The organism is Prochlorococcus sp. G4PB16 (assembly GCF_059772465.1).
Genome location: NZ_CM186289.1, coordinates 1,691,342 through 1,706,430 on the forward strand (window position 1 = coordinate 1,691,342; position 15,089 = coordinate 1,706,430).

Sequence of the window (15,089 nt, forward strand, 5' to 3'; positions counted from 1 at the left end):
TATTATAGTTATTAGTTTTTAGAATTTACCAGCAAAACGACCATTCTTTGGCAATTGGATAATCAACCATTGAAGTAAACCCATTAAATATAGTATTAGAGCTAAATATGCAAAAAATGTCGCAAATCCTTTGCTCCAATTACCATCTAAAACAAACCTTATTATTGTTTTTGTTGTAATGAATGAATTAAATGGAATCTCTCTCCAAGTATCACAATAATTTTCATTAATTGAATTTAAACATCTCCAACTAAATAGATGAAGTCCAGTATTTAGTAAGCACCAAAAAGATAAGCTCCATCGCCAAATTCTGGTAGTTAAAGCAATTGGTTTATAAACAGGCATTTCATCAATTTCTGCATTTAGATCACACCAAAACCAAACTGAGCTAACCATAAGTATTGGTGCAACTAATGAAATTAATTGACCTAACTGGCTCTCAACACTAAGAAATAAAAGGTTTATCGCATAAAGACTAGAAACTTTCCAATAAATTGATAAAAGTCGATCAATAGAGCTTAAATTTGATCTTTTTGCCCAAACCAATAAAAATAAAGGTAACCCAAACGCGAAGGTAGCCGCGATTCGATATGAGAGCCAAATTAGAATTTGGAATTGAATTTCAGTCAAAAAAATTTTTTATTCATATTTATTATCAACCTTAATGGATTCTTTTTATATGTATTCTTAATTATTAAAGTTTTTTTCTATATTTGGACAAACAATCACTCTATCAATCAACAAAGAGCACAGATCGGTTTATGATTATCTAGAGACAAAACAAGATAATTAATATACCCCAATTAAAAATTTATAAATTGCTTGCGTTTAGACTATCTTCTGAAAAATTTAGTTGAATTGCTAATATAATAATCTGATTTATTCATATCAGCTTTCATTCTGTGAGACAGCATGTAAATCCTCTAAGCAAATTTTTTCAGTTACCATTATCACTTCCAAGTAAGAATGTTCTTTTTCGGAAATCTCATTATCCAATTCATTTAGATATTGGATCTGCAAAAGGTGAATTTTTGATTGAATTAGCAAAAAAATATTCTGACTGGAATTTTGTTGGGCTTGAGATAAGAGAACCTCTTGTTAGCTTATGTGAGAAAAAAAGAAAGAAATTAGAATTGAATAATTTAAAATTTTTATTTTGTAATGTAAATGTCAGTCTAGATGAATGGTTGTCAGATTTAGATTATGGTCAATTAAAAAGAGTCTCTATTCAATTCCCGGATCCCTGGTTTAAAAGAAAACACTTTAAAAGAAGAGTTTTAAAAACAAATCTTTTAAATTCAATTGCTAAATCTATGAGTGAGGATGGAGAAATATTTATTCAAAGTGATATATTCAAACTCTTTGAATATATGACCAATACGATTGATAAAAACAGATATTTTAATAGTAAAGATTTAGGAGATCAAAGATTCATTGATGAGAATCCTTATAATGTTAAAACAGATAGAGAATTATTTTCACTTAAGAAAGATTTGCCAATTTATAGAGCAATGTATATTAGAAATAATCTATTATTCATTAATTAAATGAATTTATAATTGATAAATATGATATGTTCCAATTTAAAGTTTATGTATATAATTATTAGTATAAATTTTTAACTCATGATTAATAAAACAAATGGAGATGAAGATCTTGGCTTCCTGCAGAAAATTCTTTTAGTTTTTCTAAGTCTTTTTTTAGTTGCTTCACTATTCTTTTTCCGCAGTGGATTTAAAGCAAGTAAAATGCTTGATCAAATGGCGAAGAAATCTCTTGAACCAGATATAGCATTGTCAAATGGAAAACCCACGGTAATTGAATTTTATGCGGATTGGTGCGAAGCTTGCAAAGAAATGGCTCCTTATATGATTGAAGCTGAACAACAAAATTTAAATAAAATAGATATAGTTTTGCTTAATGTCGATAATTCTAGGTGGTTAGATTTGATTGATAAATATGAAGTCAACGGTATTCCTAAATTAACTTTTTTTGACGATAAAGGTGAATTTAAGGGTTTTTCATTAGGAGTTAGGAAGTATAGTGAACTTAATGAAATCTTTCTTGCTTTAATTAATAACTCTGAGTTACCATCTTTAACTAAATTTTCAAATTCTAGTAACTTAATTTCTAAGAATAATAATAATAATATTAGACTAGAAGGTCCCAGAATTCATAACTAGTTTAGCCAGTTCAAAGCGGATGAAACCACTGGATATTGTTGTGTAAAAATATTTTTACATTCTTGGGCTATGTCCATATGTTCTTTTTGTGTTCCATGTCCAGTTCTTAACTTTATGTAATGAATCCACGATCGACATGATCCTGTCATGTAAATCCTTGTTGGGGTGGCAAGTGGGAGTACAAATCTTGCACATTCTTTTGCAATTCCAGCTTCTAACATCTCTTCGTAAAGTTGTTTATTCCTCTTGAACTGTTGCTTGATTTTTTCGTTAAATGTATTAATAACTTGTTCCGGTAAGTCTGAGATGGAATTTTGTCTGTTTTTATTGTCTTGCCTTCTTAATTCTGGTATTGGAATTTCTCCTAATTGCCTGCTATCGGCATAGCGTTGCGAGAATTCTTGAAAAGTAAATGATCGATGTCTTAATATTTGTGCTGCAATTCCTCTAGTAGTTTCTATTTGCAAAGTCATATAAGCTTGCTCAAAGACACTCCAATGTTCATTTTTAATGCAATAACGAATTAATTTAGTAAAGTCATCATTTTCCTGATTTTTTGGATTACTAACCCTGGCAATATATGCCATGCTTTTCTCAGCGTCTGGTGTAAAAGTTATTAATTGAACAAAACCCATTCTTAAACCTTTGCTAGAGTTACTCTTTCTTGTTGATATTGATATTTTCCCTTCCTATCACTGTAGGTCGTTTCACAAGGATCTCCCTCAAAGAAAAGCAATTGACAAATACCTTCATCGGCATAAATTCTGCAATCTGCTCCGGAGCTATTACTAAATTCAAGGGTTAGATGACCCTCCCAACTTGCTTCAGCAGGTGTTGTATTTACAATTATTCCTAAGCGGGCGTAAGTGCTTTTACCAAGGCAAATAACAGTAATATTTGGTGGTACCTTCATTTTTTCTAATGCAACCCCAAGGCCGTAAGAGTGAGCAGGTAAAATAAAATATTTACCATCCTCGTCTTCTTTTAATTCTGTAGGTTCTAAATTATCAGGATTAAACTTTTTAGGATTCATGACTGTGCCAGGGACATGCCTAAAAATCAAAAACTCTTTAGAAGAGAGACGCAAGTCATATCCATATGATGAGCAACCAAAGCTTAAAACAGGTGATTTTTCTGATTCAGGTTCAAGATGTCTTATAAGCTTTTCTTGAAAAGGTTCAAGCATTCCTAAAGAAGCCTGTTCAGAAATCCAACGATCGTTTTTTAACATTTAATTGCAGCGTAATTCAGTAATTTGATCAGCCATTTCAGTTACTTTAGGCGGGATTGATGGCCCTGTAAGAATAATATCTGTGGATGATGGCCGATTATTGATCATGAAAATTAAATCATTTTCTTCAATGAAACCAAGGCTAATAGCCATTCCTATTTCATCAAGAACGATTTTATCTATTTTTTTTTCGAGTAAACGAGCTTTACAAAATTCCCAAAGTTCTTTTATGGCTTTTTCTTCATACTTTCTTTTTAAACATAAATTTTCTTCCGATATTTTTTCGGGTAAGCAGGTTTCAATGGCTGGTCTTAACCACTCAAGTCTTCCACAGAGATTTATCGCTCCATTGGGTCCTTGATTTACTCCACCTCTCAAAAATTGAGCTATTAAAACTTGGCTTCCTAATCCGGCCGATCTAATTGCCTCACTTAGAACAACAGAAAAACTACCTCTAAAAGTAGAAGTGTGGATTTGGAATTGACCTTGAGTTTCAACTAGTCGTAAAGGCTTTCTTCTGGGGCTAGGCCTTAGAGAAGTCTCAGTTGATGACGATGCCCCCATCTTTTGAGCATTAATGCTAACTCCTGCATTCATCTCAATTTTTATCAGGATGTTTTAAATTAATCTAGCGGTATAAAATTTCTAATCAACAAATTCAACACTATCTGTGGTGTATGAAACAACAATACTTGGTTCTCATTACTTTCAAGGTCCATAAATGATTCATGTGAGGACAAAAAATGTAGTTTTTAAATTTTTTTCCATAGCTCCTTAGGTTTTTGAGCGTCAAAAGATAGAATTTTCAGGTAAGTGCAGGCTTGGATTGGAGACCTAGCTTCAAAAAAGTCGCCATGGCTACATATCGTTTTTTATCAACTTATTAATGTTCTTTGAACAATAAATTAAATATGGTCACTTCTTATCGTGGCTTTACTCGTTTCAACAACCCAAGAAATAGCCCGATGGATGGTAATTCATCATCTTCTATACCGCCAAGCAAGACTCTCTTGGATGTAATTAAATCTCTTGACGGGGTTTCAACTGAAATCGTAGACAGGTCAAAAACTATTTTTTTTCCTGGTGATCCTGCCGAAAGAGTGTATTTAATAAGGAGAGGTGCAGTTCGATTGAGTAGGGTTTATGAAACAGGTGAAGAAATTACAGTAGCTTTGTTGAGAGAGAATAGTCTTTTTGGAGTTTTATCTTTATTAACAGGAAATAGATCAGATCGTTTTTATCATGCTGTTGCATTTACCCGTGTTGAACTTGTTTCTGCCCCAGCAACCTCATTGAGAAATGCAATTGAGCAAGATGCTTCAGTTGGATTACTACTTCTGCAAGGTTTATCAAGTCGAGTACTTCAAACTGAAACGATGATTGAAACCTTAACTCATAGAGATATGTCCTCTCGATTGGCAAGCTTTTTGCTTGTTCTCTGCAGGGACTTTGGTGTACCAGGTGAAAAAGGAGTAACAATTGACTTAAGACTTTCTCATCAAGCTATAGCTGAAGCAATAGGTTCAACTAGGGTAACTATTACACGATTACTTGGTGAGTTGAAAAGTTCCTCATTATTGGCAATAGATAGGAAAAAAATAACTATATTTGATCCGATTGCGTTAGCAAAAAGATTTAATTGAAGGCCATTACATACTAAGGTTTAGGAGGTTTGATTAATTTTCCTCTTTCTTGCTGTGACAGCCTGGCTGAAAATTCTATTAATCTTAATCCTAGGTGGAATACTTTCTACTTTAGGAGATCGTCTAGGTACAAGAGTTGGTAAAGCGCGTTTAAGTGTTTTTAAATTAAGACCTAAAAGTACAGCTGTTTTAATAACTGTTTTTACAGGTAGTATTATTAGTGCTATTTCATTTGCAACTATGGTTGCATTTGATAGAGATTTAAGGGTTGGACTATTTCAATTAGAGGGTATTCGTTCAAAGATCACTGAGAGTGAGAAAGAATTAAAAAAATTAGAAAAGAATTTATATGCTTTAAGAAGTGGAAATGTAGTAATAAGAAGTGGTCAAACTTTAGCAACTAAGACTATTAAAATAAACAAAAATATTGATACAAAAAAATTTATAGAAAGTCTATTGCAGCAAGCAAATTTTTATGCTTTTAACTTAGTAAAAACAAATCAATCAAAATATCGAAGAATATTATTAGTCCGTAAAGATGATATTGAGAAGCTGGAAAGTAAAATAGCTGATAATAAAAGTTGGGTTGTTAGTATTAAATCAGCAGGAAATATATTAAAAGGTGAGAATTATGTTTATGCATTCCCTGAAGTCACATTAAATAAAATCATTACAAGACAAGGAGAAGTTATTGCCTTAGAAAATATATATTTATCAAATTCTGATTCTGAATCTATCAGTAAAAAGATCAATCTTTTACTTGCTTCAACTTTGGCTGAGGTTAGGAGAAGAGGGTCATTAAGCTCTGATTTGAAAATCAATGCTAATCAAATTAATAATTTAGGTAAATATCTAGTTAGTAGAAAAAGTGGAGATTTTAAAATTATTGCGAGGGCCCTTGATAATAGTCAAAGTGCAGATAAAGTTTCAATATCATTAGAATTACAATCTTTAGAAAATGTTTTAAGAAACAAAACTAAATGAGTTTTTATATATCCATAGATCCTGGGAATAAAAAGTGTGGCTTATTATTAGCTGATATTAAATCTGGAAAAATCATTGATGCAGGAATATCTTCATTAAATAAGTTTTCTGATTTAGTATCATTTTGGAATGAAAACTATAATATTAATAAAATAATAGTTGGTGATGGAACTAATTGTAAGTATATAGAAAAAAAATTAAAACAAAAAAATATTTTTAATATTAAATATGTTAATGAAACAGGGTCAACACTAAGGGCAAGGTTTAGATATTGGGAGATTTGGCCTCCAAATTATTTCATTCGTTGGCTTCCAAAAGAAATGCTCTTCCCTCCTGATAATCTTGATGCAGTTGTCGCATTGATTTTATTAGAAGATTATTTAAAATATACATTCATTTGGCCTAATAAATTAGATATTAAAATTTGGCCCTAACTGTGAAAATGTAATTTCCACCAGACTCAAGTTTATAATCCGCTTTTACTAAGTAACGCTCTAAAGCATCTTTTATTAGCGCTCTACCAAGTGGAGGTTCTATAAAAAGTTGCCCATGATTGAAAGCCCAAATAAAATTCCACTCAAAATCTCCGGCTCGAACAATTCCTTCAACTTTTTTTTTATTAAAGCACTGCTTGTGAATCTGAAGATATGCAGTAGTTGATGGTTTGGTATTCATTTTTCTGAAGTTATAAATTTTCAGGTTTAAAAGAATTAAGTCGAGTAGAAATCTTGTCCCAATTATTAGAAGTAATTAAATCAAAACAACTAATAATTTCCTGAATGATGTAATTTAATATTGTAAATTCGTTTTTTGAAAAGCTACCTAAAACGTGCGAAACAGTTTTAGATTTCCTCTCTTTTTGAATTTCACTTGGGGGGCCTATCCCAATCCTTAATCGCTTAAACTCAGTAGAGCCAAGATGATTGATAATGCTTTTTAATCCGTTGTGCCCTCCTGAGCTACCTTTAGAGCGTACTCTGATTTTCCCAAGAGGAAGATCCATATCATCTACTAAGATTATCAATTGATGATTTTCTAAATTAAACCAATCTTTTGCTGAGCGCACCGATTTTCCACTTCCATTCATATAAGTATTAGGCATTAAAAGTCTAGTTTTATTAGCACCTAATCCATATGCGCAAGTTTTGCCGAAGAGTTTCTTGCTTTCACGAAAATTGCAATTGTTTTGACTAGCTAGTTGCTCTAAGACCATAAATCCTACATTGTGACGGGTTTTGTTATATTCAGCTCCAGGATTACCTAAGCCAACTAATAATTTCAAGTTATCGGGCGACATACAAATAAAAAATCGTTCTTGATCCTAATGATTGAGATATATCTAATTAGTTTTGGATAAATTAATTTTCTTTGTCCAAAATGTTTTCATTTGAAGACTCGTCTTCTTTCATGGCATTTTTGATTTCACGTTCGAACTCAGTAGAGGCGCTTTGCAGACCTTTAAGAGTTTTTCCAATAGTTCGCCCAAGCTCAGGAAGACGTTTTGGACCAAAAATAACAAGTGCTAATCCAGCAATAACAGCTATTTCGGGCAAGCCAACCCCAAAAATATTCATGGGCGAACCACTAGTATTTAGAATTTACTCAACTCAGCCATTCCAGTCGACCGAAAATCCTTGTAATAAAAGTGACTGGTTATAAATTTGGAGCATAATAACTAAGAAAATCAAAAGTAAAACTCCTATAAAGGCCATTACTGGTACAGCTCCCCAACCAGGAACAACCTTTCCTTGTCCAGAATTGCCAATAGATTTCAGCAAAGATCCAAGTGCTGTTTTTTGTCCCATGTCGTTTCTCTAGCTCAGATTTGTATGAGTCCCGCTATTGTATGGGAACTTGTCCCAAAGGAGAAGAGACTGTAGAAACTTGTGATGGAATGTCCTAAAAAAAATGATATTTGAGAGATATGTTCTGAAATAAATTGAAAAACTAGGAAAATCAAAAAAAAAATAAAAGAAAGTTATGGATTTTTTTAATTTGAATTTGAATCAATCTTGATCTTTTTATGAATTTCCCTTGGTTTTATTGGCTTTTCTAGCTTTATTACCTTGATCTTGATTTTCTCTATTTCCAAAAGTCTGTAACACCTTTGTTTTTTTGATTGGAGTTATTGACTTCATAGGATAGGTTTAAGCTCTATTTAGATAGTTCGTATTCATGCTTGCCCTCAAGATTTCCGTCTATACGGTCGTCTTTTTCTTTGTCGGGATCTTTTTATTTGGTTTCTTGGCAAGTGATCCAACAAGGACACCAAATAGAAAGGATTTAGAAAGTCCTCAAGACTAAAAAATGACAGGCTAATTACTGGACTAAGAAAGTTCCTGTAATTTCTTTATTAGTTATTATCTTTTCGTCGGCTTAACTCATTTGGCGGCGAAAGAAAGATATTTTTTGCTTCTAAACCTTTGTTTTCTAGGGTTTAATACTTTTCTGTCTCTATTTGAGATAGCTATTAGTGAAGAGAATAATTATGTAGGCAATTTACATAAAGCTGAACATTATGACTTTTCTGTTGGTACTTTAAGTAAAAGCAGTAAAAAATCACCTTTAGAAAAATCAAAAGAAGAAAATATATTTTTAAACTTAAGGATTTTTTCTGATAAACAATATGATTTTGATCAGAATATTTATTTAGCAGAGGGTAATGTTAAGGCCATTATAAATGGAGGGGTCTTAAGATCAGACCTTTTAAAATATGAAAAATCAACTGGTATTTTATCTGCGGAGGGAAATATTAGATTCAGCAAGGGACGTCAATATTTTAGAGGCAATCAATTTCAATTTAATTTATTAAATAAAGAAGGATTTATTAAAGAGGCATTTGGGATATTAGATATTAAGAATGTATTAGATGATTTGAGAGTTGATTCCAATTCTGGAAATTCTATTGAGGAAAAAAAATCGATAAATAAATTTAATGGAGAAAATTCTTATGATGATGGAATTGAATTTTCTTTTGGAAATATTAATCTACCCCAAAATAAAATCACTAGATCAAACAAATCAATAGGTTCAATTAATAGTTGGAGATTCAAGTCTGATTTAATAACAATTCAAGAAAATGGTTGGAAATCTAATAGAATAAATTTTACAAATGATCCTTTTGATCCACATCAAATTTCTTTTGAAGGTATAGATGTCATTGCAGAAGAGGAGGGAGGTGAATTACTTATTACTTCTTCTAAAACAAATCTAATTCTTGAGAGTAGAACTAAAATCTTCCTAGGTAAAAGATCATTTGGAGGGAAGAAAAAAAAGAGAAATAAATTTGATTTGATAATAGACGGAAAAGATCGAGATGGTCTAGTCTTGATTAGAAGAAGTGAAACTACAAGGTTTAATAATATAAAACTTGATTTTCAGCCTCAATTTTTAATTAACAGGGCTATTTTGGGTAAAACAAATAGTTATAAAAACAACAAAATTGAAGATAAAAAAGATATTAGTTTTTATGATCTATTTGGTATGAATTTTAAACTTAATGCACATTATAAAGATTGGATATTTTATAGTGATAATGATTTAAGTACTTTAAATTCAACTAGGTTTTTTAGTGGACTAAGACACTCATCTTCTTTTGGTAAGGATTTTAAAATGCCTCTTTTAGAAGATGTGAATTTTAATATTTTTACTACTTATAGATCTAGAGCTTGGAATGGCTCAATCGGCGAGACTGAAATAAAAACTGCATATGGTGGATTTATCGAAAAGTCTTATAATTTTAAAGCTGGTGAAGTATTAAATAACTTAAACATAGGGCTAGGAACCGCTAAATACGAAGCAGAAAAACTTGAAAATAGTGATATGGCGAGTCTTTGGCGATCTAGTATTTTTTCTTCTTTAGATAGTCAATATCAGATATGGAAGGGGAATAAAAATAATCTTGATGAAAAGAAATATACTCTTTTATCTCCTGTTTTAATTTACCCTGAATTAGTTTTAAAAACTAATATAAATGCAGCCTTTTTTCAATATGAGGATGGTAATAATCAGGGCTTTCTCAAGTTTAGTCTTGGTCCCGAAATTAGATTAGGTAGATTAGAGAATAATTTTCTTGACTTTACAAAACTTTCTGTTATGCCAGGTTTGAAAATTAAATCTGGAAATAGTCCATTTAAGTTTGACAATGCAATTGATTTGAAAACGTTAAATATAAGTTTAATGCAACAAATATATGGGCCAATAATTTTAGATATTGTTTCTAACTTAAATATCGATAAGAGCTCAGAAAAATATGGTGAATATTATGATACTAAGTTAGGTCTTTTATGGCAAAAAAGAGCATATGAATTTGGAATTTACTATCATCCGAATACTTATGGAGGGGGGGTATATTTTCGTCTAAATGGATTTAATTTTGATAATTCTGTAAAAGAAGTTTTTTAGATTTAAGATTTAAAATGGTTCAAATAAGGTAGATTTCTGACTGTATTCTTGATGCTTCTCTCTGCCTCTAGTAGTTGAGAAGTCGCATCCCATTTTCCTGATATAAGCATCTTGTAGGCTCCTTCTTCTATATTTAGTTTTAAATTTTCTATTTGGTTAGAAAATGTAATTTCTTTAAGATTAAAATCCCAAATTTGTTTCGGTTTTTTATTAACTAGATTTTGTAATTTATTTATTTCTTTTTTCGATGCTGTTAAACATGGTATACCCAGTGCAAGGCAGTTTCCATAAAAAATCTCTGCGAAGCTTTCCCCAATGATTAATCTTATTCCCCATCTCATAAGAGCCTGTGGTGCATGCTCGCGACTTGAACCACATCCAAAATTATCATTAACAATAAGAATATTAGCTCCTTTATTTTGATCCAGATCAAATGGGTGATTACCTTTTAGCTCTTTTCTATCATCTGCAAAGACTTGTTCTCCTAAAGCCGAGAAACTTACACATTTGAGAAATCTTGCAGGAATGATTCGGTCGGTATCAATATCGTCGCCAATGATTACAAAACTGCGACCTTTGATTGATTTGATCTCACCTTTTGGGAACTCTTGTTTCATTTATAGATAAGGAAGTTATTTTCAGTTTTACTCTTAGAGTAATTTTCTTACATCAGTAACCTTTCCGTTTATTGCAGCAGCAGCAACCATAGCTGGACTCATCAATAAGGTTCTTCCACTAGCAGACCCTTGCCTACCTTTGAAATTTCTATTACTTGAGCTAGCGCTTATTTGTCTTCCTTCTAATTTGTCTGGATTCATTGCTAGGCACATTGAGCAACCTGGTTCTCGCCATTCAAAACCTGCTTTAAGGAATATCTCATCTATTCCTTTTTGCTTTGCCTCCTTAGCAACCTTTTGGGAACCAGGCACAACGAATGCTCTGATTCCAGTTGCGACTCTATGGCCTTTAACAATTTTCGATGCCTCTAAGAGATCACTTAATCTTCCATTTGTACAACTACCTATAAAGCAAACATCAATTGATGTTCCTTCTATGGGTTGATTTGGTTCTAGGTTCATATATCTGCATGCGTCTTTAGCTATTTGTTGTTCACTTTCTGGCAGCCTTTCAGGATTTGGGATTTTTTCTTTGATTGAAACACCTTGACCAGGAGTTATACCCCAAGTAACTGTAGGTTCTATAGATGATCCGTCCAATTGAATCTCATCATCGAATTTAGCGTTTGAATCACTCACTAAACTTTTCCACCAATTAATAGCTCTATCCCATTCTTGACCTTTGGGAGAATATTCTTTCCCTTTAAGATATTCAAAAGTAGTTTCATCTGGATTGATATATCCACATCTAGCTCCTCCCTCAATAGCCATATTGCATATGGTCATTCTTCCCTCCATTGAAAGTTTTTCTATTGCAGGCCCTGCAAATTCATACGCAAATCCGACTCCTCCTTTGACTCCTAGAATACGAATTATATGGAGAATGAGATCTTTTGCGTAAACTCCCTTTTGCAATGAACCATCTACCCATATTCTTCTAACTTTTAATTTTTTCATTGCCAAACTTTGACTGGCCAGGACATCTCGAACTTGACTTGTTCCAATACCGAATGCGATTGCTCCAAATGCTCCATGGGTTGAGGTATGTGAATCTCCGCAAGCTACCGTCATCCCAGGTTGGGTTAATCCTAATTCTGGAGCCATAACATGGACTACTCCTTGAGAATTGCTTCCAATGCCATGAAATTTTATTCCATGAGATTTGCAGTTTTTTTCTAAAGTAGTGAGCATTTCCTCTGCGAGAGGATCAGTAAAAGGACGCTGCTGGTTGACTGTTGGAACTATATGATCAACTGTTGCAACTGTTAGCTTAGGGAATTTGACTTCAAGGTTTTTTTCATTAAGAGCAGAAAAAGCTTGAGGACTTGTAACTTCGTGTATCAAATGAAGACCAACAAAAAGTTGCGTTGATCCACCAGGTAGTTCTTTCACCTGATGGAAGTTCCAAACTTTGTCGTAGAGGGTTCCAGAACTCAACTTTCAAATCCAATAATAAGGACTCATCTTTCCATGATTATAGATAAACGTAATCTATCAAGAGCATTTAAAACGCTTAATTTTTGAATATCTTCTCTTGTCTTATTAGATCCAAATTTTTCTTCCCATGAGATAAGGGTATTTGGGCCCTTGATACAAAAATTGACCAGTCCAACTGGTTTTAATTCGTTTCCTCCAGTTGGTCCTGCAATTCCACTGACAGATAAAGCCCAGTTAACTTTGAATATATTTTGGATACCTTTTGCCATTGATTCGACTACTGGCTTTGAAACTGCACCATAGGTATTAATTATTTCTTCAGGGACACCTAATATTCTTTGTTTGATTGAATTATTGTATGCGATGACGCCTCCATGGAAAATTTTAGAAGATCCAGAAATTCTTGTTAATTTAGAAGCTATTCCACCTCCAGTACATGATTCTGCAACAGCAATAGTTTCTTTCCTTTCTATTAATAATTTAAGTACTGATTCTTCAAGAGTTTCATTATCTATTCCAAAGCATTTTAATCCGGTGATTTGAATTAATTCTTTTTCAATAGGTTTTATCAATCTATTAGCATCATCTAAATTATTTCCTTTGGCTGTGATTCGAACCTTTACTTCCCCAGTGTTAGCATAAGTAGCAACAGTAGGGTTATTCTCTTTAAGTAAATGTGCAATTTTATCTGCTAGTAATGATTCACTTATACCTGCAAAATGTAAAACTCTGCTAGAGATGATTTTTCTTGAGAAATTATTATTTATTAACCATTTACTGGCCTCATTTATCCACATTTCTTTTAATTCACTTGGAACTCCAGGGAAAGTAAGTATTGTAAAATTTTCTTTTGGGCGCCATATTATACCAGGAGCTGTACCTAATTGATTGTTTATAATTTTAGCACCTTTAGGAACTAAGCATTGCTTCTTTTGGCTTTCAGATAATTTACCATCCTTAACTTTTAACTTGTTTTTCAAGTCCATCAAAATATCATTTCTTAATTCTAGAGGTGTTTGAAACGCGTCAGAAATTACCTTTGTTGTTATATCATCTGGAGTTGGTCCAAGCCCACCAGTTGTTATTAGAATTTCAGATCTATTAGATGCTTCAAGTATTGCTTCTTTTAACCTGGAAGGGTTATCTCCAATAACAGTTTGTCTAAAATGTGTTACTCCTAAAATTGCTAACTGCTTTGCTATCCATTGAGAATTAGTATTTACAATATTTCCTAGAAGTATTTCACTCCCAATGCATAAAATCTCTGCTCCAAATTGATTTTTTTTTGTAATAGTAATCTTCTTAGATGTTCTCACTATATAAAGGAAACTTATTACAAAGTTCAGATACTTTTTTGATTGACTTTTCCTTTATGTTTTCATCATTTGGGTTAAGCAGTCTGTCTGCGATGATATTACCAACATCTTCAAAGGCTTGTTCATTAAAACCTCTAGTAGTAAGAGCTGCTGAACCAAGCCTTAGCCCACTAGTAACAAATGGTGATTCTGGATCAAAAGGTACAGTATTTTTGTTAGCAGTTATTTTGATATCACTAACTAATTGATCCGCTATTTTACCTGTCATACAAATGCTTCTTAGGTCAAGAAGAACTATATGATTGTCAGTTCCTTTGCTTACGATTGAAATACCTCGTTTTTGAAGTTGATTGGAGAGAACTTGCGCATTAGAGATCACTCTTTTGCAATAAAGCTTGAATTCGGCTTGAGAAGCTTCTTTGAATGCCACAGCCTTAGCAGCAATTACATGTTCTAAAGGACCTCCTTGGGTCCCTGGAAATACTGCTTTATCAAGTTTTTTCCCTAGCTCTTCATTGTTAGAGAGAATTAATCCGCCCCTTGGACCTCTAAGTGTTTTATGAGTCGTTGTTGTCACTGCATCACAAAAGGGGACTGGACTTGGGTGAAGTCCGCTTGCGACTAAACCAGCGATGTGTGCTATGTCGGCTAATAAATACGCATTTACCTCATCAGCTATTGATCTAAACGCCTGGAAGTCAATTTCCCGTGGATACGCAGAGAATCCACAAATAATTAGTTTTGGTTGATTTGCAATTGCTTTTTTTCTGATTGCATCCATATCAAGCATCTGGGTAGTTTTATTAACTTCGTAATGGCATGTCTTAAACCACTTGCCACTGACATTTACAGGTGAACCATGTGTGAGATGTCCTCCATGAGAGAGGTCCATTCCCATTATTGTGTCACCAGGTTTTAGAAGGCTTAAGAAAACTGCAAAATTAGCTTGTGCGCCGCTATGTGGTTGGACATTTGCCCAGTTGGCATCAAAAAGGTTTTTTGCTCTGTTTATAGCCAGCTGTTCAATTTCATCGATATGCTCACATCCACCGTAATAACGTTTGTTAGGGAGACCTTCAGCATATTTATTTGTTAGGACTGATCCCTGTGCTTCCATTACTGCCTTTGAGGCGAAATTCTCACTCGCAATAAGTTCTAAATGAGTTTCTTGTCTTGATAATTCATTGTTTATTAATTTCGCAATACTTGGATCACATTCCATTAAAGGAGATTTAATAGTCACTTTTTTCTTTTATTTATGATGTGATAGTAGG

19 protein-coding genes are annotated in these 15,089 nt (G+C 32.9%); 7 read left to right on the top strand and 12 right to left on the bottom strand.

Annotated elements, in window-relative coordinates; genetic code table 11:
• Positions 1-18: 18 nt before the first annotated feature.
• Complete coding sequence (locus AC6EIZ_RS09525) at positions 19-630, bottom strand: DUF3177 family protein (protein ID WP_498510784.1); 612 nt, start codon at positions 628-630, stop codon at positions 19-21.
• A 272-nt stretch (positions 631-902) separates the two neighbouring features.
• On the opposite strand from AC6EIZ_RS09525, the gene trmB reads away from it, so the two are divergent.
• Positions 903-1,547 carry a tRNA (guanosine(46)-N7)-methyltransferase TrmB gene (gene trmB / locus AC6EIZ_RS09530; protein ID WP_498510786.1) on the top strand — a complete coding sequence of 215 codons (645 nt, stop codon included), beginning with the start codon at positions 903-905 and terminating at the stop codon, positions 1,545-1,547.
• A gap of 78 nt (positions 1,548-1,625) precedes the next feature.
• Positions 1,626-2,183: a thioredoxin domain-containing protein gene (locus AC6EIZ_RS09535; protein WP_498510788.1), complete on the top strand. Its 558-nt coding sequence runs from the start codon at positions 1,626-1,628 to the stop codon at positions 2,181-2,183.
• Here AC6EIZ_RS09535 and thyX read toward each other — a convergent pair.
• From thyX to AC6EIZ_RS09550, 3 genes are read right to left on the bottom strand one after another with little or no spacing between them, the layout of a single operon-like run.
• Positions 2,180-2,818, bottom strand: a complete 639-nt coding sequence (thyX, locus tag AC6EIZ_RS09540; protein WP_498510789.1) for an FAD-dependent thymidylate synthase — start codon at positions 2,816-2,818, stop codon at positions 2,180-2,182. The two genes, AC6EIZ_RS09535 and thyX, sit on opposite strands and share 4 nt — an antisense overlap.
• A 2-nt stretch (positions 2,819-2,820) precedes the next feature.
• Complete coding sequence (dcd, locus tag AC6EIZ_RS09545) at positions 2,821-3,414, bottom strand: dCTP deaminase (protein WP_498510791.1); 594 nt, start codon at positions 3,412-3,414, stop codon at positions 2,821-2,823.
• Positions 3,415-4,011, bottom strand: a complete 597-nt coding sequence (locus AC6EIZ_RS09550) for a cob(I)yrinic acid a,c-diamide adenosyltransferase (protein WP_498510793.1) — start codon at positions 4,009-4,011, stop codon at positions 3,415-3,417. It abuts the gene before it with no gap.
• A gap of 368 nt (positions 4,012-4,379) precedes the next feature.
• Here AC6EIZ_RS09550 and ntcA point away from each other — a divergent pair, with 368 nt between their 5' ends.
• Genes ntcA through AC6EIZ_RS09565 form a run of 3 tightly spaced genes read left to right on the top strand, consistent with a single transcriptional unit; the run spans position 4,380 to position 6,475 of the window.
• Positions 4,380-5,057, top strand: coding sequence for a global nitrogen regulator NtcA (gene ntcA / locus AC6EIZ_RS09555; RefSeq protein WP_498513257.1), 678 nt, complete (start codon positions 4,380-4,382; stop codon positions 5,055-5,057).
• Between the two features lie 54 nt (positions 5,058-5,111).
• A complete protein-coding gene (locus AC6EIZ_RS09560; RefSeq protein ID WP_498510794.1) occupies positions 5,112-6,041 on the top strand; it encodes a DUF3084 domain-containing protein in 930 nt (309 codons plus the stop codon).
• Entirely contained in the window at positions 6,038-6,475 is a 438-nt protein-coding gene (locus AC6EIZ_RS09565) for a RuvC family protein (protein WP_498510796.1), read from the top strand. The genes AC6EIZ_RS09560 and AC6EIZ_RS09565 overlap by 4 nt, the downstream gene beginning before the upstream one ends.
• Here AC6EIZ_RS09565 and AC6EIZ_RS09570 read toward each other — a convergent pair.
• The 4 genes from AC6EIZ_RS09570 to psbH all read right to left on the bottom strand — a co-directional run bounded on the left by AC6EIZ_RS09570 (position 6,459) and on the right by psbH (position 7,846).
• The gene (locus AC6EIZ_RS09570; RefSeq protein ID WP_498510797.1) at positions 6,459-6,716 is read right to left on the bottom strand and encodes a DUF3146 family protein; all 258 of its coding nucleotides are present in this window, start codon (positions 6,714-6,716) and stop codon (positions 6,459-6,461) included. The two genes, AC6EIZ_RS09565 and AC6EIZ_RS09570, sit on opposite strands and share 17 nt — an antisense overlap.
• Before the next feature lie 10 nt (positions 6,717-6,726).
• Complete coding sequence (gene pth / locus AC6EIZ_RS09575; RefSeq protein ID WP_498510799.1) at positions 6,727-7,338, bottom strand: aminoacyl-tRNA hydrolase; 612 nt, start codon at positions 7,336-7,338, stop codon at positions 6,727-6,729.
• A 61-nt stretch (positions 7,339-7,399) separates the two neighbouring features.
• Positions 7,400-7,615, bottom strand: coding sequence for a TatA/E family twin arginine-targeting protein translocase (locus AC6EIZ_RS09580; protein ID WP_498510801.1), 216 nt, complete (start codon positions 7,613-7,615; stop codon positions 7,400-7,402).
• Between the two features lie 33 nt (positions 7,616-7,648).
• Complete coding sequence (gene psbH, locus AC6EIZ_RS09585; protein ID WP_110859863.1) at positions 7,649-7,846, bottom strand: photosystem II reaction center phosphoprotein PsbH; 198 nt, start codon at positions 7,844-7,846, stop codon at positions 7,649-7,651.
• A gap of 370 nt (positions 7,847-8,216) precedes the next feature.
• On the opposite strand from psbH, the gene AC6EIZ_RS09590 reads away from it, so the two are divergent.
• Together AC6EIZ_RS09590 and AC6EIZ_RS09595 are read left to right on the top strand one after the other, a co-directional pair.
• Positions 8,217-8,345: a photosystem II reaction center protein I gene (locus tag AC6EIZ_RS09590; protein WP_011294252.1), complete on the top strand. Its 129-nt coding sequence runs from the start codon at positions 8,217-8,219 to the stop codon at positions 8,343-8,345.
• A gap of 81 nt (positions 8,346-8,426) precedes the next feature.
• Positions 8,427-10,445 (top strand): DUF3769 domain-containing protein, encoded by a 2,019-nt coding sequence (locus AC6EIZ_RS09595; RefSeq protein WP_498510803.1) that lies wholly within the window; start codon positions 8,427-8,429, stop codon positions 10,443-10,445.
• A 2-nt stretch (positions 10,446-10,447) separates the two neighbouring features.
• Here AC6EIZ_RS09595 and AC6EIZ_RS09600 read toward each other — a convergent pair whose 3' ends face one another.
• The 4 genes from AC6EIZ_RS09600 to glyA are packed head-to-tail and all read right to left on the bottom strand — an operon-like array spanning position 10,448 to position 15,037.
• Positions 10,448-11,062: a 3-isopropylmalate dehydratase small subunit gene (locus tag AC6EIZ_RS09600; RefSeq protein WP_498510805.1), complete on the bottom strand. Its 615-nt coding sequence runs from the start codon at positions 11,060-11,062 to the stop codon at positions 10,448-10,450.
• A 33-nt stretch (positions 11,063-11,095) separates the two neighbouring features.
• Positions 11,096-12,499 carry a 3-isopropylmalate dehydratase large subunit gene (leuC, locus tag AC6EIZ_RS09605; RefSeq protein ID WP_498510807.1) on the bottom strand — a complete coding sequence of 468 codons (1,404 nt, stop codon included), beginning with the start codon at positions 12,497-12,499 and terminating at the stop codon, positions 11,096-11,098.
• Positions 12,500-12,522: 23 nt separating this feature from the next.
• The gene (locus AC6EIZ_RS09610; protein ID WP_498510809.1) at positions 12,523-13,815 is read right to left on the bottom strand and encodes a competence/damage-inducible protein A; all 1,293 of its coding nucleotides are present in this window, start codon (positions 13,813-13,815) and stop codon (positions 12,523-12,525) included.
• A complete protein-coding gene (gene glyA / locus AC6EIZ_RS09615; protein ID WP_498513259.1) occupies positions 13,802-15,037 on the bottom strand; it encodes a serine hydroxymethyltransferase in 1,236 nt (411 codons plus the stop codon). Before glyA ends, AC6EIZ_RS09610 begins: the two co-directional genes overlap by 14 nt.
• Between the last annotated feature and the right edge of the window lie 52 nt (positions 15,038-15,089).

Bases quoted from the DNA above. Each gene is read 5' to 3' on its own strand.
- AC6EIZ_RS09535 (WP_498510788.1), top strand. From the start codon at position 1,626: ATGATTAATAAAACAAATGGAGATGAAGATCTTGGCTTCCTGCAGAAA.
- thyX (WP_498510789.1), bottom strand. From the start codon at position 2,818: ATGGGTTTTGTTCAATTAATAACTTTTACACCAGACGCTGAGAAAAGC.
- dcd (WP_498510791.1), bottom strand. From the start codon at position 3,414: ATGTTAAAAAACGATCGTTGGATTTCTGAACAGGCTTCTTTAGGAATG.
- AC6EIZ_RS09550 (WP_498510793.1), bottom strand. From the start codon at position 4,011: ATGAATGCAGGAGTTAGCATTAATGCTCAAAAGATGGGGGCATCGTCA.
- ntcA (WP_498513257.1), top strand. From the start codon at position 4,380: ATGGATGGTAATTCATCATCTTCTATACCGCCAAGCAAGACTCTCTTG.
- AC6EIZ_RS09565 (WP_498510796.1), top strand. From the start codon at position 6,038: ATGAGTTTTTATATATCCATAGATCCTGGGAATAAAAAGTGTGGCTTA.
- AC6EIZ_RS09570 (WP_498510797.1), bottom strand. From the start codon at position 6,716: ATGAATACCAAACCATCAACTACTGCATATCTTCAGATTCACAAGCAG.
- pth (WP_498510799.1), bottom strand. From the start codon at position 7,338: ATGTCGCCCGATAACTTGAAATTATTAGTTGGCTTAGGTAATCCTGGA.
- AC6EIZ_RS09580 (WP_498510801.1), bottom strand. From the start codon at position 7,615: ATGAATATTTTTGGGGTTGGCTTGCCCGAAATAGCTGTTATTGCTGGA.
- psbH (WP_110859863.1), bottom strand. From the start codon at position 7,846: ATGGGACAAAAAACAGCACTTGGATCTTTGCTGAAATCTATTGGCAAT.
- AC6EIZ_RS09590 (WP_011294252.1), top strand. From the start codon at position 8,217: ATGCTTGCCCTCAAGATTTCCGTCTATACGGTCGTCTTTTTCTTTGTC.
- AC6EIZ_RS09600 (WP_498510805.1), bottom strand. From the start codon at position 11,062: ATGAAACAAGAGTTCCCAAAAGGTGAGATCAAATCAATCAAAGGTCGC.
- glyA (WP_498513259.1), bottom strand. From the start codon at position 15,037: ATGGAATGTGATCCAAGTATTGCGAAATTAATAAACAATGAATTATCA.